25 protein-coding genes are annotated in these 26,210 nt (G+C 58.4%); 9 read left to right on the top strand and 16 right to left on the bottom strand.

Going from position 1 to position 26,210, the window contains the following annotated elements; genetic code table 11:
- Nucleotides 1-23: 23 nt before the first annotated feature.
- The 4 genes from DXY30_RS09915 to urtE are packed head-to-tail and all read left to right on the top strand — an operon-like array spanning nucleotide 24 to nucleotide 3,769.
- Nucleotides 24-1,178, top strand: a complete 1,155-nt coding sequence (locus DXY30_RS09915; protein ID WP_115094769.1) for a branched-chain amino acid ABC transporter permease — start codon at nucleotides 24-26, stop codon at nucleotides 1,176-1,178.
- A gap of 4 nt (nucleotides 1,179-1,182) precedes the next feature.
- Nucleotides 1,183-2,310, top strand: coding sequence for an urea ABC transporter permease subunit UrtC (gene urtC, locus DXY30_RS09920; protein ID WP_115094770.1), 1,128 nt, complete (start codon nucleotides 1,183-1,185; stop codon nucleotides 2,308-2,310).
- On the top strand, nucleotides 2,307-3,062 hold the full coding sequence (gene urtD, locus DXY30_RS09925) for an urea ABC transporter ATP-binding protein UrtD (protein ID WP_115094771.1): 756 nt from the start codon (nucleotides 2,307-2,309) through the stop codon (nucleotides 3,060-3,062). Before urtC ends, urtD begins: the two co-directional genes overlap by 4 nt.
- On the top strand, nucleotides 3,059-3,769 hold the full coding sequence (urtE, locus tag DXY30_RS09930; protein WP_115024636.1) for an urea ABC transporter ATP-binding subunit UrtE: 711 nt from the start codon (nucleotides 3,059-3,061) through the stop codon (nucleotides 3,767-3,769). The genes urtD and urtE overlap by 4 nt, the downstream gene beginning before the upstream one ends.
- Before the next feature lie 32 nt (nucleotides 3,770-3,801).
- On the opposite strand, the gene DXY30_RS09935 is transcribed toward urtE, so the two are convergent.
- Complete coding sequence (locus DXY30_RS09935) at nucleotides 3,802-4,047, bottom strand: DUF1830 domain-containing protein (RefSeq protein WP_170951223.1); 246 nt, start codon at nucleotides 4,045-4,047, stop codon at nucleotides 3,802-3,804.
- 325 nt (nucleotides 4,048-4,372) lie between these two features.
- Here DXY30_RS09935 and DXY30_RS14595 point away from each other — a divergent pair, with 325 nt between their 5' ends.
- A complete protein-coding gene (locus DXY30_RS14595; RefSeq protein ID WP_256359553.1) occupies nucleotides 4,373-4,504 on the top strand; it encodes a hypothetical protein in 132 nt (43 codons plus the stop codon).
- Nucleotides 4,505-4,521: 17 nt separating this feature from the next.
- On the opposite strand, the gene DXY30_RS09945 is transcribed toward DXY30_RS14595, so the two are convergent.
- Complete coding sequence (locus tag DXY30_RS09945) at nucleotides 4,522-5,772, bottom strand: glycosyl transferase (RefSeq protein ID WP_115094986.1); 1,251 nt, start codon at nucleotides 5,770-5,772, stop codon at nucleotides 4,522-4,524.
- 69 nt (nucleotides 5,773-5,841) lie between these two features.
- On the opposite strand from DXY30_RS09945, the gene DXY30_RS09950 reads away from it, so the two are divergent.
- The gene (locus DXY30_RS09950; protein WP_115094773.1) at nucleotides 5,842-7,581 is read left to right on the top strand and encodes an alpha-amylase family glycosyl hydrolase; all 1,740 of its coding nucleotides are present in this window, start codon (nucleotides 5,842-5,844) and stop codon (nucleotides 7,579-7,581) included.
- Entirely contained in the window at nucleotides 7,578-8,369 is a 792-nt protein-coding gene (locus tag DXY30_RS09955; protein WP_115094774.1) for an HAD-IIB family hydrolase, read from the top strand. The genes DXY30_RS09950 and DXY30_RS09955 overlap by 4 nt, the downstream gene beginning before the upstream one ends.
- Here the strand turns inward: DXY30_RS09955 and DXY30_RS09960 are convergent.
- The 12 genes from DXY30_RS09960 to gcvT form a co-directional block, all read right to left on the bottom strand.
- Nucleotides 8,366-9,922 carry an APC family permease gene (locus DXY30_RS09960; protein WP_115094987.1) on the bottom strand — a complete coding sequence of 519 codons (1,557 nt, stop codon included), beginning with the start codon at nucleotides 9,920-9,922 and terminating at the stop codon, nucleotides 8,366-8,368. The two genes, DXY30_RS09955 and DXY30_RS09960, sit on opposite strands and share 4 nt — an antisense overlap.
- 25 nt (nucleotides 9,923-9,947) lie before the next feature.
- On the bottom strand, nucleotides 9,948-10,760 hold the full coding sequence (locus DXY30_RS09965) for an aminotransferase class IV (RefSeq protein WP_115094775.1): 813 nt from the start codon (nucleotides 10,758-10,760) through the stop codon (nucleotides 9,948-9,950).
- Nucleotides 10,757-12,055, bottom strand: a complete 1,299-nt coding sequence (locus DXY30_RS09970; RefSeq protein ID WP_115094776.1) for an anthranilate synthase component I family protein — start codon at nucleotides 12,053-12,055, stop codon at nucleotides 10,757-10,759. The genes DXY30_RS09965 and DXY30_RS09970 overlap by 4 nt, the downstream gene beginning before the upstream one ends.
- Nucleotides 12,052-12,732, bottom strand: a complete 681-nt coding sequence (gene queC / locus DXY30_RS09975) for a 7-cyano-7-deazaguanine synthase QueC (protein WP_115094777.1) — start codon at nucleotides 12,730-12,732, stop codon at nucleotides 12,052-12,054. Before queC ends, DXY30_RS09970 begins: the two co-directional genes overlap by 4 nt.
- A complete protein-coding gene (locus DXY30_RS09980; RefSeq protein ID WP_115094778.1) occupies nucleotides 12,729-13,583 on the bottom strand; it encodes an NAD(P)-dependent oxidoreductase in 855 nt (284 codons plus the stop codon). The genes queC and DXY30_RS09980 overlap by 4 nt, the downstream gene beginning before the upstream one ends.
- Nucleotides 13,584-13,600: 17 nt before the next feature.
- On the bottom strand, nucleotides 13,601-16,327 hold the full coding sequence (locus tag DXY30_RS09985; protein ID WP_115094779.1) for a S8 family serine peptidase: 2,727 nt from the start codon (nucleotides 16,325-16,327) through the stop codon (nucleotides 13,601-13,603).
- Nucleotides 16,328-16,473: 146 nt separating this feature from the next.
- On the bottom strand, nucleotides 16,474-17,091 hold the full coding sequence (locus tag DXY30_RS09990; protein WP_115094780.1) for a 7-carboxy-7-deazaguanine synthase QueE: 618 nt from the start codon (nucleotides 17,089-17,091) through the stop codon (nucleotides 16,474-16,476).
- A gap of 9 nt (nucleotides 17,092-17,100) precedes the next feature.
- Nucleotides 17,101-18,750: a CTP synthase gene (locus tag DXY30_RS09995; RefSeq protein WP_115094781.1), complete on the bottom strand. Its 1,650-nt coding sequence runs from the start codon at nucleotides 18,748-18,750 to the stop codon at nucleotides 17,101-17,103.
- A gap of 69 nt (nucleotides 18,751-18,819) precedes the next feature.
- Nucleotides 18,820-19,296: a Dps family protein gene (locus tag DXY30_RS10000; protein ID WP_115094782.1), complete on the bottom strand. Its 477-nt coding sequence runs from the start codon at nucleotides 19,294-19,296 to the stop codon at nucleotides 18,820-18,822.
- Nucleotides 19,297-19,325: 29 nt separating this feature from the next.
- A complete protein-coding gene (locus tag DXY30_RS10005; protein ID WP_115094783.1) occupies nucleotides 19,326-20,459 on the bottom strand; it encodes an RpoD/SigA family RNA polymerase sigma factor in 1,134 nt (377 codons plus the stop codon).
- Nucleotides 20,460-20,562: 103 nt separating this feature from the next.
- Nucleotides 20,563-22,392 (bottom strand): aspartate--tRNA ligase, encoded by a 1,830-nt coding sequence (aspS, locus tag DXY30_RS10010; RefSeq protein ID WP_115094784.1) that lies wholly within the window; start codon nucleotides 22,390-22,392, stop codon nucleotides 20,563-20,565.
- A 49-nt stretch (nucleotides 22,393-22,441) separates the two neighbouring features.
- Complete coding sequence (gene gcvT / locus DXY30_RS10015; RefSeq protein ID WP_115094988.1) at nucleotides 22,442-23,545, bottom strand: glycine cleavage system aminomethyltransferase GcvT; 1,104 nt, start codon at nucleotides 23,543-23,545, stop codon at nucleotides 22,442-22,444.
- Between the two features lie 128 nt (nucleotides 23,546-23,673).
- Between gcvT and DXY30_RS10020 the strand changes: the two genes are divergently transcribed.
- Both DXY30_RS10020 and DXY30_RS10025 read left to right on the top strand, forming a co-directional pair.
- The gene (locus tag DXY30_RS10020) at nucleotides 23,674-23,886 is read left to right on the top strand and encodes a hypothetical protein (RefSeq protein ID WP_115024620.1); all 213 of its coding nucleotides are present in this window, start codon (nucleotides 23,674-23,676) and stop codon (nucleotides 23,884-23,886) included.
- A gap of 86 nt (nucleotides 23,887-23,972) precedes the next feature.
- Nucleotides 23,973-24,368: a cyclic nucleotide-binding domain-containing protein gene (locus DXY30_RS10025; RefSeq protein ID WP_115094989.1), complete on the top strand. Its 396-nt coding sequence runs from the start codon at nucleotides 23,973-23,975 to the stop codon at nucleotides 24,366-24,368.
- Here DXY30_RS10025 and speB read toward each other — a convergent pair.
- Entirely contained in the window at nucleotides 24,362-25,252 is an 891-nt protein-coding gene (speB, locus tag DXY30_RS10030) for an agmatinase (protein ID WP_115094785.1), read from the bottom strand. The two genes, DXY30_RS10025 and speB, sit on opposite strands and share 7 nt — an antisense overlap.
- Nucleotides 25,249-26,091 (bottom strand): polyamine aminopropyltransferase, encoded by an 843-nt coding sequence (speE, locus tag DXY30_RS10035; RefSeq protein ID WP_115094786.1) that lies wholly within the window; start codon nucleotides 26,089-26,091, stop codon nucleotides 25,249-25,251. Before speE ends, speB begins: the two co-directional genes overlap by 4 nt.
- Between the last annotated feature and the right edge of the window lie 119 nt (nucleotides 26,092-26,210).

A 26,210-nucleotide genomic window follows, 5' to 3' on the forward strand; every position in this document is an offset into this window, starting at 1 on the left:
TGAACGCTTCGTTTCACACGTCTGTGCAACTGCTGTTTGAAACCCTGTTCAACGGCGTCGCCATCGGCTCAGTTCTGCTGATGGCTGCCCTTGGACTGGCCATTGTCTTTGGCTTGATGGGTGTCATCAACCTCGCCCATGGCGAGTTGATCATGCTCGGGGCCTACACCACTTATGTGGTGCAGCTTGTCTTCAAGCTGCCTGCCCTGCAGCCCGTTTACAACGCCTACGTTCTCGTTGCCATTCCCCTGGCGTTCATCGTCAGTGGTGTTGTCGGCATTTTGTTGGAGCGCACCGTGATTCGCCGTCTTTACGGCAATCCGTTGGAAACACTCTTGGCGACCTGGGGTGTCAGTTTGATTCTTCAGCAGTTTGTGCGGAGTGTCCCTCTGGCTCACGCCGCCGGCCTGATTCTGGCTTTGGTGCTGGGCTTTGGTCTTCCTCTGCTGCTTCCGTCGTCTCTCTTGGCGGGGCCGCGAGCCCGCTTGGTGCGTGCTGGGAGCTGGGCTGTTTCAGCCCTGGCAGGTGTGTTGTTGGCTGGTGGCTTGGCCTCACAAATCAGCCGCATCGCCCGAGCCACCTCCCGCAACGTGGATGTGACGGCGCCCAAATGGATGCGCGGTGGGATCGATTACATGGACATCACATTCCCTGTGCCCCGTCTCGTGATCATCGTGCTCACGATCGTTGCGGTGGTTGGGGTGACTTGGTTCCTCAACAAAAGTGTGTGGGGCATGCGCATCCGTGCCGTCACTCAGAACCGCTCGATGAGTGACTGCCTTGGCATCCCGACGGAGACCGTTGATGTGCTCACGTTTGGCATTGGCTCGGGTTTAGCCGGTGTGGCTGGGGTTGCTGTTTCCCTACTGGGTTCGGTGGGCCCCAACGTGGGCGGGTCTTACATCGTGGGCTGCTTCATGGTTGTGGTGCTGGGCGGTGTCGGCAATTTGCTGGGAACCGTGCTGGCTTCGTTCGCCATTGGCGTTCTGACCGATCTGATCGGTGCTGGACGTTTGCTCACGATTTGGCCAGACATGCCCGCTCCTCTGGCCGGTGTCGTCAATTTCTTCGCCACAACGAGCATGGCTCAAGTGATGGTGTTTGCCCTGATCGTGGTGTTTTTGCAGTTCCGTCCTGCGGGACTCTTTCCGCAAAAAGGCCGCATGGTGGAGGCTTGATCTGATGTTCCAAGAATTTCAACAACGCCGTTGGCCCTTGATCATCCTTTGGGTGGTGATCGTTGCGGCCATCGTTGCTGCGCCTGCTGTTCTGCCGGTATTTCGGCTGAATTTGTTGGGTCGCTTCCTCTCCCTGGCGATCGTTGCTCTGGGTATTGACTTGATCTGGGGCTTTACCGGTCTGCTCAGCCTAGGCCAGGGCATCTTTTTCGCGCTTGGCGGTTACGTGGCAGCCATGTACTTGCAGCTGAACAGTTCAGCGGACCTGCCCAATGGCATCCCTGAATTTTTCAGTCTCTATGGGGTTGATCGTTTGCCCGCGTTCTGGCAACCGTTCCACTCACCCCTCGTCACCTTGGTGGGGATTTGGTTGGTTCCGGCTGTTTTGGCAGCGGTGCTGGGCAATCTCGTCTTTCGTAACCGCATCAAAGGGGTCTACTTTTCGATCCTCACCCAGGCCGCGCTCCTGGTGTTTTTCAATTTTTTCAATGGGCAGCAAAAGCTGATCAACGGCACCAATGGTCTCAAGACCGATGTCACGGAGTTGTTCGGTCAGGTGGTGGGTTCGGCAGAGATGCAGCGCAGTTTTTTCTGGCTGACCGCAATTGTTGTGATCCTGGCGTGGTTGTTTTTGCGTTGGGTGGTGCGGGGTCGGTTCGGTGATGTGTTGATTGCTATTCGCGATGACGAACCCCGGCTGCGCTTTGCGGGTTACAACCCAACCCTTTTCAAGACGATCGTCTTTGCCATCGCTGGTGGTTTGGCTGGAATCGGAGGCGCGCTGTACACCGTTCAGTCGGGCATCGTTTCGCCGCAATACATGACTGTTCCCTTCTCGATTGAGATGGTGATCTGGGTTGCGGTCGGTGGTCGAGGCACGCTCGTGGGAGCCATCCTTGGCGCTGTGGCCATCAACTACGCCAAGAGTTTGGTGAGCGAAGCTCTCCCCCAAAGTTGGCTGTTCATCCAAGGGGGGTTGTTCATCCTTGTGGTGACGGCCTTGCCTGAAGGCGTCGTTGGTTGGTTCCGAGGAGATGGTCCTCGCAATTGGCTCAACCGATTCGGTATCTCCCGTCGGAGTGAGACCTATCCACGTCTCGATCTTGAAGGTCAGGAGGAGGTTCAGTCATGAGTACGGCTTTATTGGAATTGCGCCAAATCACTGTCAGTTTTGATGGGTTTTTGGCGCTGCGAGATCTCAACCTCAGCCTGCAGCCTGGTGAGCTGCGGGCTGTGATTGGCCCCAACGGGGCCGGAAAAACCACATTCCTGGATGTGATTACGGGCAAAACGGCTCCCACGGAAGGCGATGTGATGTTTCAAGGTCGTTCCCTCGTGGGGCGAGCGGAGCATCGCATTGCTCGCCTGGGCATCGGTCGCAAATTTCAGAGCCCCCGCGTTTTCGAGAAGCTCACCGTCCAGGAGAACTTGGCCCTGGCAGTGAGCCAGCCGAAGCAGCCCTGGTCATTGCTGGTGGGCGGCCTTAATGGGGATCAGCGAGACCGTGTTCATCAGTTGATGAGCATCGTCAACCTGCAAAACCGTGCCGATTGGGCTGCTGGGTCGTTGTCCCATGGCCAGAAGCAGTGGCTTGAGATCGCCATGTTGGTGGGGCAGGATCCCGACCTCTTGCTGGTGGATGAGCCGGTGGCTGGGCTCACGGATGAGGAGACCGACCTAACGGCGGATCTACTTAAGTCGTTGGCAGGGGATCACACCGTGTTGGTGATTGAGCACGACATGGAATTCATTCGACGGCTTGAAAGTCCGGTGACGGTGCTGCACCAGGGTCATGTTCTCTGTGAGGGCACTATGGATCAGGTGCAAGCAGATCCCCGGGTGATTGAGGTTTATCTCGGCACCACTGAGGAGGAGAACCCATGACGAATTTGTTGGAGATCCAAGGCCTCAACACCTTTTACGGTGAAAGTCACATTCTTCGGGATGTTGATCTCAGCGTGAAGTCGGGGGAGATGGTGTGTTTGATCGGCCGCAATGGCGTGGGAAAAACCACGTTGCTGAAATCGCTGATCGGCTTGTTGCGCCCTCGCTCCGGAACGATGGCCTTCGACGGCGCTGAACTGGATCGTCAGGCTCCCCATCAGCGAGCACGGGCGGGGATTGGCTATGTGCCTCAAGGTCGCGAGATCATTCCGCAACTCACGGTCGAAGAGAACTTGCTTCTGGGGATGGAGGCTTTGCCGGGTGGCTTGGTGCGCCATCGCCACATTGATCCATTTGTCTATGAGCTGTTTCCGATTCTCCAGGAGTTTCTGCCGCGCAAGGGAGGGGATCTGAGTGGTGGTCAGCAACAACAATTGGCCATTGCCCGAGCGTTGCTAGGAAAGCCAAAACTTCTGCTATTGGATGAGCCCACTGAAGGCATTCAGCCCAATATTGTTCAAGATATTGAAGCTGCTGTTCGGCGGATTATTGCTGATACCGGGATTGGTGTGTTGTTGGTGGAGCAACATCTCCATTTCGTGCGTCAGGCCGATCGCTACTACGCCATGCAACGCGGCGGAATTGTCGCCAGTGGTTCAACGACTGAACTCAGCCAAGCGGTCGTCGACCAGTTCCTAAGCGTTTAGATCACTTCTTCTTCGAATCCATCCGGGTCAGTTCAGCTGGCCCAAAGTGATTCCCTGGCAGGCTCTTCATCTGTGGCGTAGTCACTGACATCGGCTCGCACATGCAGCATCTGCCCCGTCATCGACATTTTCCAAATTTCCAAGCGCGCATCCTGAGGTGCTTCGAACCAGAAGACCTCCGTTGGCATCACCACCTTCTCTCGATAGAAGTGGTCTTTGCCAATGCATTTCACGATCACCATTCGGCTGGTGTCGTTTTGATAAACGCACTCAATCATTGTGAGCATATTGAATCATGCCAATCTCGTGTTCTTAGCGCAAGTAAAGTGTTTGATTGATCACCGAATCAGCACGGCTTTAGATTTGGTACAGATGCGTTGATACAGATCGAGTCATTTTTGTAACCACCATCACCATTCTGCCCAAGGCTTTTTAATTGCAGAATTTTGTTCAACGTTTGGATCGACACAAAGATGGCCTTCCGTTTCAAATGAAACAATTCTTTTGCTTGCTCCTGCGCATGATTGTTCCGTCGATTTGAGGGATTGAAAAATGGAGGAGCAAGTCAGCTTGAGTGTTACTCAGCAGTTCGATGTTGAGCGGATGAATCGAGCCATTGAGTCAACGCTTGATGCACAGCAACTGCAGGTACTGGCTAAGCAATTGCTTCAGGCCTGGCACTCGCAACGGGCTGCAACGGCTTGGGTGACGCGGCAGCGTGAGCAGTTGGGCTGAAGTTGTATCGCCTGGCTTTAGGCAGCCAGCTCAGAGGCCAAGCGTTGTGGGTTGTGGTTAGGTCGTTTCAGAGATCTTCGATCAGCTTGTCCAGCTTCAGCCAGATCAGCCTGTAGAGCTGAATTGCAACTGCGAAGTCGTGACCAGCTGGGCAGTTGATGCGCAATGGGTGCCTGCATCAGTTTTGCAAGGCCAGGCCGCAAGAGGCTTGCGAAGTTCTGAACAGCGAGTTCTTCGCCATGACGGTCGTAGGGCAGTCGGTTGATAGCTGAGTCGAGGCCGAACTGACGGACCCGATCTTCTCCAACCCGCCGATAGAGCACCTCCAACGTTGGAAGTTGGTCCATCGACATCACGCAGCCTTCGTGTTCCATCAGTCCACGCAATACGGTGCCGAAGATTTCGCCAGCCATGCGTTGCAGGCCTTCAGTCGGTTGATGGCCCAACTCCTTGTGCTTGTGGTCGAACAGCCCGAGATCAACCTGGGCAATTCGGCTGGAGGCCACATGGCGGTACACCTCCGAAAGCAGGCCAACCTCCAGCCCCCAGTCCGATGGGATGCGCAGATTCATGGCCAAATCGCTCGTAAAGGCGAATTCACCAGCGAGGGGATAACGGAACGACTGCAGATAGGCCAGGTAAGGGAGAGGCCCGAAAATCTGTTCCAGGCTCGCGAGCAACGGGCCGACAAACAGGCGTGTGGCGCGGCCTTGAAGCGCTTGGGTTTCAAGGGACAGGCGGCTGTAAAAGGCTTTGACGTAGGCAATGCCGTGGGATCGATCCAGCAGAGGGCGAAGCATGCGCTCCGGATACGCCGATCCAAAGGTTCTGATGTCAGCATCGAACAGGCCAACGACCTCAGCGTTTTGGCAAGCCACCCCCAGCCCCTGCCAGACGGCCCATCCTTTGCCTGGTGGCCCGGTTACATCGAGCCCCAGCTCGCCGACGGATTCGAGCAGCTCGCGAACCGCGGGGCCGTTGGTCCAGTGCACCCGTACGGGGAACGGCATCCCTTCAAAAAACTTTTCTGCTGTGTTGACGTCTTCGGGGCTACTGGCCGCCAGCGCCACCACTAGCTCGTTGAGGCCCTTTAATCCAGAGAGCGTTTCTCGGATCAGGCCGAGGGCCGGGCGGCTGAATTCCTCCATCAGGCAGGGGATCAGCAGAGTGGTTGGTCGCTGACTCAGTTCATGGTTAAAGGCAACTGCATCAAGATTGCCCAAGCTGTAGTCGTGAACGGTGCTGATCAGGCCCTGCTGAAAATCCATGTGGTGTTCGATGCAACAACAGAGGTCAGAGTCCTGCCCCATACCTGAACGGTGTTGAGGAGGAAGGCAATGCAGCCCCCGCGCGAAGAGACGCTGCGGAACCTGCTTGGCAATTTGTACCCGAATGATTCTTCCGGGGATGGCAAGGAGTTGTCGTCGCAATTGCTGCAGATCTTGAGCGAATCGTCTGCAGATGGCGATACCGAGACAGATCCGGCGCGACGTGTTGAGCGTTGGGATGGCCGCGCTGTGGTCTTGATCACCTATGCCGACACGATTGGTGATGACGGTGTGCCTGGTCTGCAAGCCTTGAAGTCCTTTGTGAATCGCCATCTGCACCCCTTTGCAGCAGTGATTCATGTGTTGCCGTTCTTGCAATCCACCAGTGATGGAGGTTTTGCGGTGGCCACTTACACGTCCCTTGAGAAGCGTTTCGGCGATTGGAGCGACCTGGCCGCCCTGGCCCAGGGGAGACGGCTCATGGCCGATCTCGTTCTCAATCATGTGTCGGCGTCTCATCCTTGGGTGCAGCAGTTCATGCGGGATGAAGATCCCGGTCGCTGTTGTGTGCTGGAGGCTGCGCCCGATCCCTGTTGGTCGGATGTCGTTCGTCCCCGCAGCTCCAATCTGTTCACGCAGTTGAGGGGGCCAAAAGGTGCGCGTCAGGTTTGGACCACCTTTGGCCCGGATCAGGTGGATCTCAACTGGCGCAGTGCGGAGGTGCTGCTGGGCTTTGCCCGTCTGATGCAGCGCATGGCCCGGCATGGGGTGCGTTGGATCCGTCTGGATGCAGTGGGTTTTGTCTGGAAGCAGCCATATACCTCATGCATTCATCTGCCTGAGGCGCATCAACTAGTCCAGGTGCTTCGCCTGCTCCTCGATCAGGTGGGACCGGATGGCGTTGTGGTCACCGAGACCAACGTGCCGGAGCAGGAAAACCTTTCGTACCTGAGAAGTGGTGATGAAGCGCATCTGGCTTACAACTTTCCACTGCCACCCTTGCTGCTGGAGGCCAGCGTCAGTGGCCGCGCCGATCTCCTGAATGCCTGGTTAAGTCGATGGCCCGACCTTCCGCAGCAGACGGGGTTGCTCAACTTCACCGCCTGTCATGACGGCATCGGCTTAAGGCCGCTGGAGGGACTGATGTCCCAGAAACGTTTGCTTCAACTGTTGATCGGCTGTGAGCAACGGGGTGGATTGGTCAGCCACAGGATGCTCAGTTCTGGTGAAGAAGTTCCCTACGAGATCAACATCAGTTGGTGGAGTGCCATGGCGGATGGGGGGATTGATCCCACCTATCTCCAACGGGAGCGGTTTCTGCTTACCCAACTCATGATCCTGGCCTTGCCAGGGGTTCCCGCGTTCTATCTGCCGGCGCTTTTGGCGGCTCCCAATGATCTAACTCGTTTTCGTCGAACGGGTCATCGACGGGATCTCAACCGGCCTCAATTCACAGCCCAGGCCTTGGAGCGACGCCTGGCGGATCCTGATGCCGATGCATCGGCGCTGCTTCCGGTGCTGAAGCGGGCGCTTGCCGAAAGGGCTGTTCATCTGGCCTTGCATCCTGATGCCCCCATGCAGGTGCTGAGCGGTGATCGCCTTGATCGCGTCATCCTGCAGCGTTCCTATGGGGGGGAAACGTTGGTGGCTGTTCACAACATGACGGCATCGCGGCTGAGCTTGCGCCTCGGCCGCTTGGGGGGTGATGTGAACAAGCCATGGGCCGATTGCCTGAGCGGTCATGTGTTCGCACCACATCAGTTGCATTCGCTAGAGCCTTATGCGGTGCATTGGTTGGTTCAGCCATGACCGCGAAGGTCGAGTTGACGTGGTGGGTGGTGACCGATCTCGACGGCACGTTGCTGGATCACACCTACGATTGGTCTCCCGCAAAGGATCTGATCCGCCAGCTGCAAGAGCGCAGGATTCCTGTGATTCCGTGCACCAGTAAAACGGCGGAGGAGGTGCGTGCCTTTCGCGCAGAAGCGGGGCTTCATGATCCATACATCGTTGAAAACGGCGGAGCCGTGCACGGTGAAACCCCTGAGGGGGATGCCTGGGAGTTGCCGCTGGGCCCTGGTTGGACGGAGCTGAAACCCCAGTTGCAGCATCTCCAGCGTGAGTTGGGTGAGCCGCTACGTCCGTTGGATGAACTCAGCGAGGAAGAAGGTCAGCAGTTGTTGGGGCTCGGCGGCGAGTCCTTGCGCCAGGCCCAGCGGCGTTGCTGCAGTGTGCCGTTCGTTCCGCCCTCGGCGGAGGGGCGGCGCCGACTTGAAGCCTTAGCGCAGCGGATGGATCTCACGGTGGTGCAGGGCAATCGCATGGGGCATCTGTTGGGCCCTGACATCAGCAAAGGCAAGGCCTTGGCAACCCTGAAGCGACATTTGGGTGCTCAGCAGGTGAAGGTCTTGGCTTTGGGAGATTCCCCCAACGATCTGCCGCTGCTCGAGGTGGCCGATGTCGCTGTTGTTGTTCCAGGGCCCGATGGCCCCCACCCGGAGTTGTGTTCCGGCATCGCTGCAGGACGATTTCAGTTGGCCGGCGCCCCCCATGCCACCGGTTGGGATGAGGCTGTGCGCTGGATTCTCAGGATCTAGGTCGTGGAGGTGCTTTCCAGCTGGGCGTGGGGAGATGCTTCGGCCAGGGCGGAGAAGACCGCTAAGGGCATAACGCCAAGTGCTATGCCCGCCAGTACCAGCAGTTGCCCCGCCTGCGGTAGTGGCAGCAAACCTCCGTCGCCAAAGAGCTCGGTGTTCAGCACCAGAAGTCCTAAGTACAGCGGCCACCAGAGGGCCGAACGAACGTCCATGTCGATGCCCTTCCAGCGGCGATGGGCGACGAACAGCAGCGTTGGAATGCCGATGCAGAGCACAGCTCCTTCAAGGGCGCTTCGTCCACACCAGCTGATGGCCCAGGTGACCATCACAAAGCTCGGGGGGCACAACCATGACGCCATGGGGAGTTGGTAGCCGCGGGGGGCATTCGGGAGCTGTCGCCGCAACGCCATCAAGCTGATCGGGCCAGTGGCTAGAGCGATGATCAACGTGGAGGTGAGAAAGCTCACGATGCTCTGCCACCCAGGGCCTACCGCCAGCATTAGGGCGCTAACCAGGGTGCTCAGGATCAGTGCAACGTGGGGAACCCCTTGGCGATTCAGCTGCCCTAGAGCTTTAGGGACGAGCCCGCATTCCCCCATCATCCAGCTGATTCGGGCTGAGACACCGACATATGTGAGGGCTGTCGCTCCTGGAGACACGACAGCATCAATCAGCAGCAGGGTGACCATCCAACTCAGACCGAGCCCCATGGCGAGAGCAACGATGGGGCCTCCATGGGCGCTCAGGCTGAGGCTGTGCCAGCCGTTGGTTAGCTGATCAGGAGGAACGCTGACCAGAAAGCTGAGCTGCAGCAACAGATAAATCGCTAGACAAATTCCCAAGCCGAGCCCCATGGCGAGGGGCACATCGCGACTGGGCCTGCGCGCTTCCCCGGCCAGATCCATGGCGGTGCGAAAGCCCAGCAGGCTGAACAACACTCCACCACTGCCAACGGCCTTAACAACATCGGCGCCCTGTGTTCCACCTACAGGAAGTCGCAGGTTGCCCCAGTGACCGCTAATCAGCATCAGAGTGATCGCGACGCCCACTGGAACAATCAGCTTCCACCAGGTGAGGTTGTCGATCCACCGCGCAAGGCTACGGACGCCGTTGAGATTGATCCAGCAGAGCAGGATCAGCAGCAGCACTGCCACGGCATGACCAGCAAGGCTGAGTTCTTCGCCATCGTTGTGCTGGACGGTTAGCCAAGGAAGGCTCGATGAGAGGTATTCGAGCAGAGCCAGCAGTTCAACCGCTGGAAGTGCGACGTACGACAGCCAGACGGCCCAGCCTCCGATGAATCCAGACAGGCGCCCGTGGCTCAGCAACGGAATCTGCGCCAGTGCCCCGGAACTGGGGACAACCGATCCCAGCTCTGCAAAAACGAGTGCCAGCAGGAAGGCCATCAATCCGCCCACACTCCACGCCAGAAGGCTTCCTCCCCCCGCGAGTTTGGCGGTGAAGTAAGGCGCGAACAGCCAACCGGAACCGATGGTGCCGGTCACCACCGCCAAGATCAGGTTGGTGAGGCTGAGGTCACGTTGCAGTGCCATGGCCAAGCCGTTTGCCTCATCCTGATCAGTGCAGCAGGGATTGCCAAACCTCCAATGCACCAGTCATTGCAGCCAAGGGTTTGCCGTTGTGGGATGCGATCGGTCGACAGCTGAGGCTGTTGATTAGAACGGCCTGATCATCTGCCTCGAACTCGGCCTCCAGATTGGTTTCCACTGCAACGCCCTGGCTCAGAGCGCGGCCCCTCATCACGCCCGGAAGACAGCCGCTGCAGAGTGCTGGTGTGAGCCACTGTCCGCGACGCCGGATCAACAGGTTGGCTGCCGTTCCACAGCACATGGCCCCAGCAGTGTTCAAAAGCAGAGCATCGTCAGCCCCTTCCTCCTGCGCTTCCCTACGGGCCTGAATGGCTTGTCCGTAGGCGAATGTTTTGCAATGGCTCAGCCGGCTGGAGGCATTGCGGCGCTCATGGCGACTGGTGATGGTGTTGATGGGTGAAAACGTCGGCGTGCAGGGCTGGAGCGTGAGCCAAAAGCGGTGGTGTCCTGAGGCTGGAAGCACGATTCCGCGCTGGGGTGTGCTGCCACGGCTCCAGTTGAGCCGCAGGGCTCCATCGGCTTCGTTTAGCTGGCTGCGTTGAACCGCGTCTTCAATCAGAGGCTCCAGCGTGTCGCGCTCGGGAGGTGCATCCATGCTCAGTCGCGCAGCACTGTCGCTCCATCGCTGCAGGTGCTCCTGCAAAAGTTGTGGCTGGCCGTTGCGGATCAGCACTGTTTCGAAGAGGCCATCGGCCAGGAGCAGGGCCCTGTCGTCGAGGGGAAGCTTCAGGCTTGCTGCAGTTCCCCATTGGCCATCGATCCAGGCAATGGATGAGGTCATGTCAATGCCTCCAGCAGCGGCTGCAGTTTCCACATCAACTCCTCCGCTTCGCAGAGGGGATCCGAGTCGGCCACAATCCCGCAGCCAGCATGGGCTCGGAGGGTGTCGCCCTGTCGCAGGAGAGATCGGATCAGGATGTTGCTGTCGAAGCTGCCATCCCAGTCGATTCGGAGGAGTGATCCGCAGTAAGGACCGCGACTGGTGGGCTCGAGCTCATGCAGACGTTGGCATGCCCGCAGTTTGGGTGCCCCACTAATCGACCCCCCAGGCCAACAGGTTTCCAAGAGATCGACCCAACTCAACCCGGCTTTCAGTTGTCCCTCCACAACCGAAGTGAGGTGATGCACTGAGGCATAACTTTCGAGGCCCACTAGTTGGGGAACTTGGATCGAACCCGGCTGGCAGGTACGACCGAGGTCATTCCGCAACAAGTCGACGATCATCACGTTCTCCGCGCGGTCTTTGTCGCTGCAGACAAGTTCTGCGGCGAGGTTCGCATCCTGTTCGGGTTCGGAATGGCGCGGCCTGGTGCCTTTGATCGGCCGGGTTTGCACGGCTCCCTGGGCACTCACCTGCAGAAATCGCTCCGGTGAAGAGGACAACAACGCTTCGTTTTGATCGCTGATAATCAGTCCTGCAAAAGGGGCAGGACAGGCGTCACGCAGGGTGAGAAACAGCTCAATGGCACTGCTTTCCTGGGGCCAGGCTGTGCTGCAACACGCCGTGAGATTGGCCTGGAAGAGATCGCCGGCTGCGATCAGATCACGGATGCGTTGCACGCCTGCGGCGTACTGCTCTGTTGTCGTGTGGTGACGCCATGCTGCGAGCGGAATCGATACGGTCTCGGCCCTGGGTTGCTGAGCGCTAGTGACCAATTTTTGGGCCAGGCTCTCCAGAGCAGCTGTGCTGGTGGCTTCGATCCACACCTTGCGCTGTTGGAGATCAAATCGCAGCACCGGATCGTGGCGGGCGATCCAAAGCGTGGCCATGCCATCGCTGGCCCAGGGGTTTCCTGGTTCCACCCAAGCGGCGGCTTCGTAGCTCAGCCAGCCGCACCAATGTCCTGGGGCTAGTCCACGCAGAGCGTTGAAGGGATTGGTCGCTCCTGGTTCTCCGGGGAGGCCCCGGCAGCAGATGATCTCCTGGGGGGCGACGGCCAGGGTTGCCCATCTGCCCAGCTCACTTCCGTCGCCATCCAGCCACACCAGGCCTTGTTCTCCATGCCTGGCCCTGAGGATTCGGGCCATGGCTTGGGGCTCCTGCCAGGGCAGTTCACACCGCTGTGGGCTGATCATTCAATCGCTTGGCTGCAGAGGTCCGTCCGTCCTGCCTCTCGCAGTGCCGCATCACGGATGCGGCAGCTGTCGCACACGCCGCAGGGAGAGCTGCCTCCGCGGTAGCAGCTCCATGTGGTTTCGATCGGCACGCCCAGGCGTAGTGCCTCTTGCACAATGCGCGTTTTGCTCCAGTGCACCAAGGGAGCCCACAGCTGGGTGCCACGACCTTCTCGCCCTGATTTGCTTGACAGAGCCGCAAGCTCTTGGAACGTGTCGAGATAGTCGGGGCGACAGTCGGGATAGCCGGAGTAATCGACAGCATTCACGCCAAGTACCAGCCGTTCGGCGCCTCGGGCTTCCGCCAGGCTGAGTCCGACTGCAATGAAAACCGTATTGCGGCCGGGCACATAGGTAGTGGGGATGATTCCTTCTCCCACACCTTCGGTCGGAATGCTGATCGTTGCATCGGTGAGCGCCGAGCCCCCCCAGCTGGCCAGATTCACAGCGATGCAGTGGTGTTCCGCCAATCCAAGGTGCTTTGCGACGGCAGTGGCGGCGTTCAATTCGCGGCGATGCCTCTGGCCATAGTCGAAGGAAAGGCCGATGACACAATCGCCGGCTTCAATTGCAAGAGCTGCAGCTGTGGCAGAATCCAGGCCTCCTGAGAGCAGAGCAATCGCGGTGCGTTGACTCATGGCAAGACGGTGAGCTCGTGCAGTGCGCAGTAGTCCTGGTCGTCCAGGTCGGTGCCTTTGGCTTGCTCAAGCAGGCTGAGCAAACCGGTGAGCCCATGCTCTTGGAGGCCAGCGGTTGTGGCTTCCTCCAGGAACAGGCGTAGGTCTTTGCGCAGCAAGGCGGTGCTGAAGTTGGGATCGGCGTAATTGTGATCAAGCATCCGTTGCAGCTTTTTGTCGAAGGTGGGGGCGTACAGCGCTGACGTTCGCAAGATATTCATGAACGTCTCCACAGGGACACCGGCCCGTTGGATCAGTTGAAGGGAAAGGGAAAAGCTATGGGTAAGGCTGGCGATCAATTGATTGAGGGCCAGCTTGGTGGCAGCGCCGCTGCCAACGGGGCCAATATGTATCGGTTGTTCAGAGAGACACGTCAAGAGGCTTTGCTGTTGTGCGAAGTCGGTTGCCTCTCCTCCTGCCATCACCAGAAGGGTGCCACTGAGGGCCTGAGGCTTGCTCCCAAGGACCGGTGCTTCAAGGCATCGACCATTCTGTTGCTGAATCTGATTGCCTAGATCACTGATCTCAGCAACCCCCATGGTTCCCATAGGAATCACGCATCTTCCGGCCAGGTCACCCAGCTCGGCAACCACCTTTTTAGTAACAGGGCCGTCTCGGAGCACCGTGATGATGGCTCCACAGCTTTCGGCGGCAAACTCGAGCTTGGTGATTGCTTTGGCGCCGGCATCCAACAGGGATTGAGATCGTTCTGCGGTGCGGTTCCAAACAGCCACTTCGATTCCCTCCTGCATCAGTCGTTGACCGATAGCTGTCCCTAGCAATCCGGTTCCAATCAAAGCGACACGGGACATGAGAGGTAGTGGATTGTTTAGATAGCCATGATTGTTTGATCGAATTCGAAGTAGTCGAATTGCTTGCTCATGAGTAACTCGCGAAGTGTGTCTTTCGGGTCGATGTTGATCGAGTTGTGGAAGTCGAGGCTGCTGAATAAATTTTCGCTTGGATTGAGTGTTTCAAAGCTGTTCAGGTCGGCATAGTTTTCGTGGTCACGATCAACTTTTCGATTAATAGAGTCGAATGTGATCTTCCGTTCCTCGCGGTTGCCACTGAGGTTTCCGATCAGGGGGTCTTTCAGTTCAATTGAGCTGAAGTTGTCCAGCGTTTCCAGCGTGATTACCTGACTAAGGTCAGCAGTAAAATTGCTAGATTTTATCGCCGATGTAGTGTTTTCTAAGCCTAAATTGGAATTGGATGTTGCATTGCTGGCGCTTTGGCTAAGCAGTGTTTCGATTGCAGAGGCCGTTAAGTTGCTGTCGTGACTTTTAAGAAGTCCGGCGACGCCTGCGACGTGAGGGGCGGCCATGGATGTGCCACTCAAAAGGGAGTACCCGCCCCCAAGAGAGGTCGAATATATGTCTACTCCCGGTGCTGTGACGTAATCCATCTCGATGCTGCCTGCTCGGTTCGAAAAATCGGCCATTCCTTTGTTTTGGTCTACCGCTCCGATGGCCAACCCGTAAGAGACAGCATGGGCAGCGGGATATCCCGGGGCTGAGGCATACTCGTTTCCTGCAGCCATAACCACGACAGATCCATTTTCGGAAGCGTGTTGCACTGCATCGAACATGGACTGGCTGTAGTAGCCACCACCTAAGGAGAGGTTGATGACGTCGGCACCGTTGTCTGTAGCCCAGTGGATGCCTGCGATGACGTCGGCAAATGAGCCATAACCACGATCGTCAAGCACTCGGATTGGCATGATGTAAGCGTCGTAAGCCACTCCGGTGATCCCTTTTCCATCGTTTGCTGCAGCGATGGTGCCTGCTACGTGAGTTCCATGGCCGTTGCCATCTTCGGCTGTGGTGTCGTCATCAACGAAGTCGTAACCCGCCACGATACGACCACTGAATTCGCTGTGGTTGCTGTCAACGCCTGTATCAATCACCGCGATGGTGATGTTCTCGCCGGTCACGCCGCCGAAGCCATCTCCTCCGGCCCAAACCTCTGGGGCATTGATGTTGTCAAGACCCCATAGATTTCCACCCAGCTCAGGTTGGTTCGAAAGGGAGATGTCAAGAAGGTTTTCGAAAGCACGCTTGGCATTTACATGGCCGAAACCGTCCGTGGGGTTGAAGCCAAGATCAGGTGGGGCAAGTTGTGTTGCTGAAAGGGTGTAAGTGCCGGCGTAAGCGTCGGAATAAGCACCTGCGCCCAGGAAATAACGTCCATCGTCGTTGGCTTCAAATGTGATTCGTGAATTGAGTCCGCTTCCACCGTCATCGTCATCCCTGAGGAGGTTACCTTCAGCATCATGTAAATAGAGATAAGGATCTTCCAGACTGCTGCCGATAAGATCAAATTGGTACCGTTCGCCCGATTCCAGTTGGACAGCGAACCAGTCTTGATCTCCTGTTATTTCAAGGATTCCTGAACTACTTGATCCAATATCTATTGATCCAGATGTATTGGTGTCCGAACTGTAATCGTCGTCAGAGCTGATTGTGACGACATCGCTTATGAATTCTTCTTCAAATCCTTCACCATCTGTGTACGAAATTACACTTCGAATGTGTCTTCCTTGTAATGAATATGTTACATCAAGGGTCTCTCCTGAGCCAATACTTGCCCAGCTTTCAAGGTCGTTCGATGATTGCCAGGTATAGCTGAATGTTCCATTTCCGTCTGGGTCATTGGCTATGAGATCTGCTCGAAGAGTTTGATCAACCTCTGGGGTGCCAGTAATATGAAAGATTGCAGAGCCATCATTAGATGGTTTGCCGATCACTCCATCGGGTTGGATGATATCGCCAAAGAGAGATTCCCATCCTTCTTCAAGAGCTTGAGTTGTTGATAGCCAACTGGAGGCAGAGGAGATGACACCAGTAGATCTGACGTCCCAGACGCGAAATCGTCCGCTTTTATTGTTGGAGCCGGCCAGGAGAATCTTGAAGCCGGAGTTAAAATCAACGGCCTTGATGGCATCCCAGGTTGCGTTGGTTTCATCTGAGAATGTGCGTCCCCGCCGATTGGTCAGATTGATGGCGATGCTATCTTTTACTAGTTTGTAATTAGCACTTCCATCGACAAAACCGTCTCCATCAGCATCGAGAGAGGGTTCTGGAGTAGGGGTTGGCTCAGGTTCTGGAGTAGGGGTTGGCTCAGGTTCTGGAGTAGGGGTTGGCTCAGGTGCAGGTGTTCCGGAGTCTGGGCTGCCGATCACTCCATCGGGTTGGATGATATCGCCAAAGAGAGATTCCCATCCTTCTTCAAGAGCTTGAGTTGTTGATATCCAGCTGGAGAGAGAGGAGATGACACCAGTAGAGTTTACGTCCCAGACGCGAAATTGTCCGCTTTTCCGGTTAGAGCCGGCCAGGAGAACCTTGAAGCCGGAGTTAAAATCAACGGCCTTAATGGCATCCCAGGTTCCGTTGGTTTGATCTGAGAAGGTGCGTCCCCGCCGATTGGTTAGATTGATGGCGACGCCATCTTTTACTAATTTGTAATTAGCACTTCCATCAACAAAACCGTCGCCATCAGCATCGAGAAATGGCTCTTGTGGTTCGTTGGTTCCTCTCAGGGATTGATTGAAGTACATGGCATTTAGTGAGGGTTTAGAAACGTTGTCTTAGAGTGCATGGCTTCTTACTTTGTCATTGTCGCTCTTCTTGCGACAAATGGCTGCTTGCAAATGTCATTGCTCAGCGATTCTTCAGGAACATATCTTCATGTCTAATCCATTCCTCAGCGTACCCCCAGCCATTTGTGGGTTTGCAGGCTCAGGCGCCAGGTTGGGTTCTGACGAACGTGCTCAATTGCGAGTTGCTGACCCTCGGGGCTTTCCCAGCCAGGTTGAAGGTAGTGAAGCGCCTCCCCTTGGCCTGCTTGCGCCATTCCATCAGCGAAGTGCAGATCTGCAGGCGAATGGATCACCACCTTGAGTTCTTGCATGCTGTCCAGCACTCCCTGCAGGGGGGGCTGGTGTCGCTTGGGGGAGAGCGTGATCCAGTCGAAGCGTCCGCTCAGCGGATCTACCCCACTGGTTTCCAAGTGCAGGGGGAGGCCACATCGCGCATCGAGCGCCTGGGTGAGTGGATGGAGATCGTGATGCAACGGTTCCCCACCAGTGATCACAACGAAGCTGGCCCCCTCGTCGGCGGCCATTTTGGCTGCCTCAGCCAAGTCATCGATTGGATGCTCAGGGTGCCCCTGGGTGGGCCACGAGTGCTTGGTATCGCACCAGGGACAGCCCACGCTGCACCCGGCTAATCGAATGAAGAAAGCGCTGCGTCCGACATGGTGGCCCTCCCCTTGAAGGGAATGAAACGTCTCCACCACAGGGAGGGGCGAGGCATCAGCCATGGATCGGGCTCATGGGATGGCAATGTCTCCTTGCTGACGCAGGGCCTGGGCGGGCGAGTCGGGTAGCCGTTGTTGTGCCGCTTCGATCAACCCCCGGAACAACGGATGTGGTTTTCCTGGGCGGGAGAGGAATTCCGGGTGGTACTGACAGGCGGTGAAGAAGGGATGCCCTTTTAGTTCGATTAGTTCGACCAAGCGTCCATCCGGTGAGGTGCCGCTCACCACGTATCCGGATTCCAGAAACAGATTGCGATAGGAATTGTTGAATTCGTAGCGGTGGCGGTGACGTTCGTAGACCACCTCCTCTCCGTAAAGCCTCTGGGCCAGGGTGCCCGGAGCAATTCGGCAGGGATATACCCCAAGCCGCATCGTGCCGCCGAGGTCAACCACGTCCTGCTGTTCCGGCAGGAGATGAATCACGGGATGCGGGGTGCCAGCATCCAATTCGGCACTGGTGGCTTCCGTGAGACCGGCCTGGTTGCGTGCCCATTCGATCACTGCGGTTTGCATGCCGAGGCATAGCCCCAGGAAGGGCACGCGTTGTTCCCGGGCCCAGCGGATGGCGGCAATTTTTCCGTCAACGCCACGGTTCCCGAAGCCACCGGGCACCACCACGGCATCCATTCCGCGCAGGAGTGCATCAGCACCGTCGGATTCAATCTGTTCCGCGCAGACCCAGTGCAGGTCGAGGGAGGCATCCTGGGCAATGCAGGCATGCTGCAGTGCTTCGACAACGGAGAGATAGGCGTCGTTCAGCTGGACGTACTTGCCCACCAAGGCGACCTTCACCGATGGGCCGGGATTGCGAAGGTTGTGCACCAGCTGTTCCCATGCCGCCATATCGCTGTCATGGTCTGCGAGGTTCAGCACGTCCAGCACTTCCCGGCATAGTCCCTCCTGTTCGAGGGTCAGCGGAACGGCATAGATACTGTCGGCATCCAGGGAGGGAATGACGGCGCGGTTTGGTACGCCGCAGAAACCGCCGATCTTCCGCTTGAGATCGTCACTGATGTCGCGATCACTGCGGCAAACGAGCACATCCGGTTGGATGCCGATGGAGCGCAGTTCTTTGACCGAGTGCTGGGTCGGCTTGGTTTTGAGTTCGCCGGAGGTACCGATGAAGGGCAGCAAGGTGACGTGGATGTAGGCCAGATCGTTGCGACCCACGTCTCCTCGGAACTCGCGAATGGCTTCGAGAAAGGGCAACGATTCGATGTCACCGACGGTGCCGCCGATCTCAGTGATCACCACATCGGCGTTGCTGTTGGACGCAACCCGGTGGATGCGCTCGCGGATTTCGCCGGTGATATGGGGAATGACCTGAACGGTGCCGCCGTTGTAGTTGCCCCGGCGTTCTTTGTTGATCACCGATTGGTAGATCGAGCCTGTGGTTACGCTGTTCAGCCGTGACATCGCCGTGTCGGTGAAGCGCTCGTAATGGCCGAGATCGAGATCTGTTTCTGCGCCGTCTTCGGTGACGAATACCTCCCCATGCTGGAAAGGACTCATCGTTCCCGGATCCACATTGAGGTAGGGATCTAGCTTGAGGATCGAAACGTCGTAGCCCCGTGACTTCAGCAGCCGGCCGAGGCTCGCCGCCACGATCCCTTTGCCAATGCTGGAGACCACACCACCAGTGATGAAGACGAATTTGGCCATGATCTGCCAGGCGATTCTTCAAATTACCTGGCGTTGGTCGTGTGCTCCAGAGGCCAGGCGGTGAATGCTCTAACTGTCGAGCAAACTCCGCAGCATCCAGGCGGTTTTTTCATGCACCTGGAGGCGTTGGGTCAAAAGGTCTGCACTGGGTTGGTCGTCTGCCGCGTCAGCTAAAGCGAAAACACTGCGTGCTGTTCGTGCCACCGCTTCATGGCCCGCCACCAGCTCTCGCACCATGTCCAAGGCAGCTGGATTTTGCTCGGCTTCAGTGATGGACGACAAGGCCGCAAGGGTGCTGCCGCCATGGGGGGCCATCAGGCCAAGGGCTCGGATCCGTTCGGCAATCTCATCCAGTGCTGTCCAAAGCTCGGTGTATTGCTCCATGAACATCAGGTGCAGCGTGTTGAACATCGGTCCAGTGACATTCCAGTGGAAGCCATGGGTTTTTCCGTACAGCACATAGGTATCCGCCAAAAGCCGGCCGAGTCCATCGGCGATGGTGCTGCGCTGCTCTTGCGAGAGGCCGATGTCGATGTCCATGTCCATGGAGTGGTGGGGACAGGTGGGCTTTGGGTTTAGGAATCCAGGCCCTGGATGTAATCGCGGACTTTGCTGCGTCGTTGGGGTTGTCGCAGTTTGAGCAAGGCGCGGGTTTCGATCTGACGAACGCGCTCCCGGGACAGTTTCAGTTCTTCTCCGATCTGGGCCAGCGTTTGGGGCGTGTCGTCCTCCAGCCCAAAGCGGCGTCGAAGGACAGCAGCCTCCCGACTGGTGAGTTCATCCAAGAGATGTTCCAGATCGTTGTGGAGTTCGTCGTGGGTGAGGGTCTGCTCAGGGGTGGCATGACCGTCTTCGATCAGATCCCCGAGCTGGGTGTCCTGTTCGCGGCCGACGCGAGTGTCCAGAGAGACGGAGCGGGGCACCCTGGCCAGGGTCTGGCGCACGGTGTCCTCACTGATGCCCAGCTCTCTCGAGAGATCCGCGATTGAGGCGATGCGTCCTTCGTTGCTCGCAATCTCTTGCTGGACCCGCTTGATCCGGTTCAGTTTCTCGGTGACGTGGACCGGCAAACGAATGGTGCGGCTCTGGGTGGCGATGGCCCTCGTGATGCCCTGACGAATCCACCAGTAGGCGTAGGTGCTGAAGCGAAAGCCACGGGTGGGATCGAACTTTTCCACCGCCCGTTCCAGTCCGAGTGTCCCTTCCTGCACAAGGTCCAGAAGTTCCATGCCCCGCTGCTGATATTTCTTGGCCACAGCCACCACAAGCCGCAGGTTGGCCTGAATCATGTGGTCCTTGGCCCGCCGACCGTTGCGGAGGGCAAGCCTTAAGTCTTTGGCCTCCAGTTGTGCCTGCTCAGCCCAGACTTGATACCCCACGTCGATTCGCTGCTGCAACTCAGGCAAGGGCAGTCCGGCCGCCCGGGCCCATTCCTGCTTGGTCGGCCAGTGGCTGTGCTGGTTCGCTTCGCGGCGTTGCAGTTCTTCGAGACGATGCAGTTCCCCGATGGCCGCATGGCTTTCGGCCAGATCCCTTTGCTGGTGCAGTAGGGCTTCGCGGCGTTGCACCAGACGCGCCAGCATCACCTCCTCTTCGTTGGTGAGAAGGTCGACGCGGCCAATGTCCTGGAGATAAAGCCGCAGCAGATCCGTCGTACCGCTGCTGCGGCGCTCACGGGTTCCCCCTGTCCGTCGGGGCTTACTGGGCAAAAGCTGGCCTGGGTGAAGTCCAACTTCAGGGTTCCTCGCCGTTGACTGCGGTGCGACAAATGCGCTGATTCCCTTCGGGATCTGCTCAGTCCAGCGGCAGAGGTCATTCCTCCTGTTCGGGCTCCACCCAGGTGCTGGCTACATGCAGTTCCTCCAGCTGCTTGTCGGCCACGCCACCAGGGGCATTGGTCATCAGGCAGCGGGCTTGTTGGGTCTTGGGGAAGGCGATCGTGTCGCGGATCGATTCTTCGCCGGCCAGCAGCATCACCATTCGGTCCACACCGAAGGCCAGGCCGCCATGGGGAGGTGCGCCCACATCAAGAGCATCCATCAAGAAGCCGAATTGCTCCTGGGCCTCCTCCAGCGGCAGACCAACGGTCTGCAACACCTGGCGCTGCAGGGCGGAGTCGTGGATGCGAAGGGATCCACCGCCGAGCTCCAAACCATTGAGAACGAGGTCGTAGGCCTGGGCCCGAGCACCCGGCAGGGTGTCAGCCCATTGCGACGCATCCCTGCCGAGGTCTTCGGCGTTGGGAGCGCAGAAGGGGTGATGCAGTGCCTCGTAGCGGTTCTCGTCGCTGTTGAACTCGAACATCGGGAAGTCGACCACCCAGAGAAAATTCCACTGGTCGTTGTCGCGCTCGGCCTTGACCATGCCCAGTTCCTTGGCCAGGTACTGGCGCACACGGTCGAGCGCCTTGTTCACCGTGGCGGTGTCGCCGGCGCCGAACAGAAGCAGCGTGCCGGGTTCTGCGCCGGTGCGGCTGAGCAGCTCCTGCTTCTGTTCGTCGCTGAGATTGTCCTTGATCGCACCGATCGTGTCGATCTCGCCGCCATCGCGCACCCGGATGAAGGCCAAGCCACCGGCCCCGGCTTTCTGGGCTTCGCTGAACACGTCGCCGCCGGGCTTGATCCGCACGTTGGAGAGGGCGTCATTGCCGCCGGGGACGGCGATGCATTTCACCGATCCGCCGGACTTGACGGCACCGCTGAATACCTTGAAGCCCATGTTCTTGACAATGTCGCTCACGTTGGTGAGCTCCATGCTGTAACGGGTGTCGGGCCGGTCTGTGCCGTAGCGATCCATGGCGTCATGCCAGGTCATGCGGGGGAAGGGCCGCGGCAGCTCGATGCCCTTCACGGTCTTCCAGATGGCGCAGATCAAAGCTTCGTTCAGCTCCAGGATCTGCTCCTGATCCATGAAGCTCATCTCGATATCCAGCTGGGTGAATTCCGGCTGGCGGTCGGCCCGTAGATCCTCGTCGCGGAAACAGCGGGCCACCTGGTAATACCGCTCAATGCCGCCCACCATCAACAACTGTTTGAACAGCTGCGGTGACTGGGGCAGTGCGAACCATTCACCGCCGCAGACACGGCTGGGCAGCACGTAGTCGCGGGCACCTTCCGGGGTGGAGCGGGTGAGCACCGGTGTTTCCACCTCGATGAAGCCTTCGTTCTCTAGAAAGCGACGGGCGGCCTGGATCGTCTGGGCTCGCAGCCTCAGGTTGTCGTTCATGCGCTTGCGGCGCAGATCCAGATAGCGGTGCCGCAGCCGTACTTCCTCGCGGGTGTTCTCCTCGTCGTGCACGGACACAGGGAACGGCAGGTTGCCCTTGACGCTGTTGAGCACGGTGATGCCGCTGGCCAGCACTTCCACAGCCCCTGTGGCCAGTTTCTCGTTCAGGGATTCGGCGGGGCGGGCTCGAACTTTCCCTTGCACCTGCAGCACGGTTTCGCTGCGTAGATGCTCGGCGACGGCGAAGGCGTCGGCTCCCAGATCCGGGTCCACCGTGATCTGCACCGTGCCGCTGCGGTCCCGCAGGTCGATAAAGATCACCCCGCCGTGATCACGGCGTCGATCCACCCAGCCGCATAGTTGCACCTGCTGATCGATGTTCTGTTCGCGCAGGTCACCGCAACCGTTGCTGCGCATGGGATGTCTCAACTGGAGAAGAGCGAGTTTCCCACAGCAGCGGTGAGGTTTAGGGTCGTTTGTAGAAGGGCTTGCGAACAACCGTTGCCGGTTGGGCCTTGCCGCGGATCTCAACACTCACTTCAGTACCGACCTTGGCGAGGGATTGGGGTAAGTAGGCCAGGGCGATCGGTTCTTCCAGGGTGGGTGACCAGGTTCCACTCGTGACGATCCCGACCGTCTCCCCGTTGTGCATGACGGGGTAGTCGTGGCGGGCGATCGCACGACCCTGAAGCTTGAGGCCCACCAGGCGTTTGGCGGGGCCGGATTCCGCCGCTTGCTCCAGAGCCTGTCGGCCCACAAAATCCATGGGCATTTCGAGGTGCACGAGCCAACCCAACCCTGCCTCGAAGGGGTTGGTTTCGTCGGTCATGTCCTGGCCGTAAAGGTGCATGGCGGCCTCCAGGCGCAAGGTGTCCCGTGCCCCCAGGCCGCAGGGGGTAACGCCGCGATCCAACAAAAGCTGCCAGAACTTTTGTCCGTCCTCGGCGTTGAGCAGCAGCTCTGCACCGTCTTCGCCGGTGTAACCCGTGCGAGCACTGAACACCGGTTGGCTTAGGCCGTTGAGGTTGAGCATCCGGTGGCCAAAGCGGGGCAGGCCGTTGAGGTCTTCGCCGCTCAGTTCCTGCAGCAATTGCATGGCCTCAGGTCCCTGAAGCGCGAGCAGCACCCCTCCGTTTTTGATGTCAGTCACCGTCAGGCCAGCGGGTTCCATCTGGTCACGGATCCAGGCGGTATCGCTGTCGGCGCAGGCGGCATTGATCACTAGCACCAACGCACCCCGTTCAGCATCGATGGCGCCGCAGTCGTAAACGATGAGGTCGTCACGAATGCCGCCTTGCTCGTTCAGCAGAACGGAGTAGCAGGCTTCGCCGGGACCGATGCGGTGCAGATCGCTGGGGATGAGCCGTTGCAGCGCATCCTTGGGATTGGCACCTTCGAGGCGCAGCACCCCCATGTGGGAGATATCGAACATGCCGACCCGTTCGCGAACGGCCTTGTGTTCTTGGATGAGGCCGCTGAACTGAACCGGCATCTCCCAGCCGGCAAACGGCACCATGCGGCCACCAACACTGCGGCAGAGCTCGAATAGGGGAGTGCGCTGCAGAGACATGGAGGCGGCCGTTGCGAAGCGCATTCTTATGGAGGGCTTCACCATCCGGAAGGGAACCCGGAAATCCGCCCTTTGCTGCGGTCCGTTTCCCAAACCGTCACTACTGTTGGCGGACCCAGATTTCCTCCTTGGCCAACAGCCCCTGCTGTCGTAGTTGTCAGCACTGCAGCCTTGCTGCAGGGTCGAAAGGCTGGTGCCGTTTGCGTCGGCTGGAGGTGCATGCCGAACTTGCGGATCTCGTTGTCTGTCATCACTGGACCCCCCGTACCCCCAACCTTCCGGTTCTGCAGAGCATCGGCGTTGGTGAGTGTCAGCTGGAACTGGATCGAAGCTTGAGTTGAGCTCGGATCAAAGAATTGGCTGTGCCCTCTTTGACTGTCAGCATCAAAAGGTCATTGGATACTCCATTCACTCAAGGTTTTTGACGTTGTCTGCCTCAGCTCCGCTGACTCCTTTGGAACTCATCCAGGAACAGCCTGAGGTGGATCGCCTGATGTTGCCGACCGGCACAACCATCTTTCGGGCAGGGGAGCCTGTGCAGTTCATTCATGTGATTGAACGCGGATGGATGGAACTGAGCAGTGGTCCGTTGAACCGCATTCGGTTTGGTCGCGGTGAATTGTTTTTCTATGAGGATCTGGTGGACCTCACCGAGTGTCACAGCCGTGATGCCACGGCTGTGACACCTGTTTCGCTGTTCCGCCTCAGTCGTTCCAACTTTCTGACGCTCATCCACCGGCACCCAACACTCGTGCTGCAACTGCTCAGCAAGCAACACAGCCGTTTGCGGCAGCAGCGGGTTGATGCGCGCCACTTCTATTGATCGGTTCCGAGCAGCAGTAGAAGGCTGCGGGTCACCTTGGCGGCCAGCACGGAGCTGATGCCACTGGTGTCGAGTTGTGGGGCCAGTTCCACCACATCTGCTGCTACCAGATGATGCTCTCGGAGGACATCAACCAGGCTGGCGAAATCAGACCAGTGGTATCCACCGGGTTCGGGTGTGCCGGTTCCAGGAAGAACGGAGGGATCGAACCAGTCCAGATCGACGGTGAGATATAGGGGCCTTCCCCTTAAGGGAGAGAGCGCCTGTTGAAGGGCATCAATGTTTGGTGTCAGTCGACCGCTCTGGTTCAGTTCGTTGAATTCCGCCCGCGTTCCACTGCGGATCGAGAGTTGAAATAGCGTTTGGCTTGGAAGGATGTCCAAACAACGGCGCATGGCGCAGGCATGGCTGTGGCGTGCCCCCAGCCAGATGTCCCTGAGATCGGCATGGGCATCCAGCTGCACCAGCACCAGGTCGGGGTGGCATTGGGCAACGGCCTCCACTGCTCCCGAGCTGATCGAATGCTCCCCTCCCAGCATCAGGGGCCTGAGGCCCAGGGCGAGCACGGCTTCGGTCGCCTGCTTCACCTTGGTCAGAACGGGCTCAGGGTTGCCGAAGGGAATGTCAACGGCACCAAGATCCGCAAAGTCGAGATCATCGAGATCCAGGTTGAGTTGCGGGCAATAGGTCTCCAGGCCAGTGCTGACCTCCCGGATGGCGGCGGGTCCGAAGCGGGTGCCCGGGCGAAAGGAGGTGGTGCCGTCGTACGGGACACCAAACAGCCCGACGCGGCAGTCGGCAGGGTCGCGTCGGGAGCCCATGAAAATGGTTCCGTCGCTGTCAAACAAACCGTCAAACAGCCCGCTCGGCGGCATTGAAGTCATGACTGCAACTCCCGTTCGATGAAGGCGGGCATGGCATCCATGGCCCCCCGTTGCCAGCGCGGTGACCAGATTTCACAGCCTGCGGCGATGGCCTTGATGCGCTCGGGATCGGGAGTGCGGTAGCGGGGGGTTCCCATTGAGGCGAAGGTCCAGCTCCACCAGCCGCTGGGGTACATCGGCACCCAGCCATAGAGCGGGTCGGCGTGGTCAAACACCTCGCGCAACAGCCGGATCATGGCGATGTGGACATCACGGAAGGCTTCTGGAGACTCGCTCTGCGTGCCGAAGACCCCGCAGGGTTTGAGCAGGCGTCGGCAGTTGTCGAAGAAAGCGCGATTGAACAGGCCTTCGGCGGGTCCGGCGGGGTCAGAGCCATCCACCAAGACAACGTCGTAGCTCTGGTCGTCAGCCTCAGCGGCCCAGGCGATTCCATCCCCCACCGTGAGCTGGAACCGAGGATCGGCCCAGGCGGATCCACCGATCTCGGGGAGGTGTTCTCGGCTGAGGTCCACCACCCGCCCGTCGATTTCCACCATGTCCAGCCGCTGGACCCCTGGATGGCGCAGGCACTCCCGGGCGGTGCCGCCGTCTCCCCCGCCGATCACCAGGATTCGCTCAATCGAGCTGGCACTGCACAGCGCTGGGTGCACCAAGGCCTCGTGGTAGTGGCGCTCCTGCTGCTCCGCTGTCATCCAGCAGCCATCCAGCAGCAGCCCCCGCCCGTAGCGCTCACTGCGAATCACGCTGATCCGCTGGAACGGACTGCTCTCCTCGACCAGAACCTCTCCCTTTAATCCGTAGCGGACGCCGCGGTGTTCTTCATCAATCCAGCTGCTCATGGGCTGCGGTGGGCATCTCTCCAGCTAAGGACGCCGTTGAATGGCTTTCATGCACCACATCTAGTGGTCTTGGTTGTTGACGAACACAAGATATGTTGATCAAATATGTTTGATTGGGG

It is taken from the genome of Synechococcus sp. UW106 (genome assembly GCF_900474015.1).
Taxonomy (GTDB): Bacteria; Cyanobacteriota; Cyanobacteriia; order PCC-6307; family Cyanobiaceae; genus Parasynechococcus.

Coding starts and splice junctions, on each gene's coding strand:
- aspS (WP_115094784.1), bottom strand. CDS start 22,392: ATGCGCAGCAACGGTTGCGGTGACCTGCGCGAACAGAACATCGATCAG.
- urtC (WP_115094770.1), top strand. CDS start 1,183: ATGTTCCAAGAATTTCAACAACGCCGTTGGCCCTTGATCATCCTTTGG.
- DXY30_RS09960 (WP_115094987.1), bottom strand. CDS start 9,922: ATGGCACTGCAACGTGACCTCAGCCTCACCAACCTGATCTTGGCGGTG.
- gcvT (WP_115094988.1), bottom strand. CDS start 23,545: ATGTCTCTGCAGCGCACTCCCCTATTCGAGCTCTGCCGCAGTGTTGGT.
- DXY30_RS09990 (WP_115094780.1), bottom strand. CDS start 17,091: ATGGCTGATGCCTCGCCCCTCCCTGTGGTGGAGACGTTTCATTCCCTT.
- DXY30_RS09995 (WP_115094781.1), bottom strand. CDS start 18,750: ATGGCCAAATTCGTCTTCATCACTGGTGGTGTGGTCTCCAGCATTGGC.
- speB (WP_115094785.1), bottom strand. CDS start 25,252: ATGACTTCAATGCCGCCGAGCGGGCTGTTTGACGGTTTGTTTGACAGC.
- DXY30_RS09955 (WP_115094774.1), top strand. CDS start 7,578: ATGACCGCGAAGGTCGAGTTGACGTGGTGGGTGGTGACCGATCTCGAC.
- DXY30_RS09985 (WP_115094779.1), bottom strand. CDS start 16,327: ATGTACTTCAATCAATCCCTGAGAGGAACCAACGAACCACAAGAGCCA.
- DXY30_RS10000 (WP_115094782.1), bottom strand. CDS start 19,296: ATGGACATGGACATCGACATCGGCCTCTCGCAAGAGCAGCGCAGCACC.
- DXY30_RS09950 (WP_115094773.1), top strand. CDS start 5,842: ATGCAGCCCCCGCGCGAAGAGACGCTGCGGAACCTGCTTGGCAATTTG.
- DXY30_RS14595 (WP_256359553.1), top strand. CDS start 4,373: ATGAATCGAGCCATTGAGTCAACGCTTGATGCACAGCAACTGCAGGTA.
- DXY30_RS09970 (WP_115094776.1), bottom strand. CDS start 12,055: ATGATCAGCCCACAGCGGTGTGAACTGCCCTGGCAGGAGCCCCAAGCC.
- DXY30_RS09965 (WP_115094775.1), bottom strand. CDS start 10,760: ATGACCTCATCCATTGCCTGGATCGATGGCCAATGGGGAACTGCAGCA.
- DXY30_RS09980 (WP_115094778.1), bottom strand. CDS start 13,583: ATGTCCCGTGTCGCTTTGATTGGAACCGGATTGCTAGGGACAGCTATC.
- queC (WP_115094777.1), bottom strand. CDS start 12,732: ATGAGTCAACGCACCGCGATTGCTCTGCTCTCAGGAGGCCTGGATTCT.
- urtE (WP_115024636.1), top strand. CDS start 3,059: ATGACGAATTTGTTGGAGATCCAAGGCCTCAACACCTTTTACGGTGAA.
- urtD (WP_115094771.1), top strand. CDS start 2,307: ATGAGTACGGCTTTATTGGAATTGCGCCAAATCACTGTCAGTTTTGAT.
- speE (WP_115094786.1), bottom strand. CDS start 26,091: ATGAGCAGCTGGATTGATGAAGAACACCGCGGCGTCCGCTACGGATTA.
- DXY30_RS09945 (WP_115094986.1), bottom strand. CDS start 5,772: ATGGATTTTCAGCAGGGCCTGATCAGCACCGTTCACGACTACAGCTTG.
- DXY30_RS09935 (WP_170951223.1), bottom strand. CDS start 4,047: ATGATTGAGTGCGTTTATCAAAACGACACCAGCCGAATGGTGATCGTG.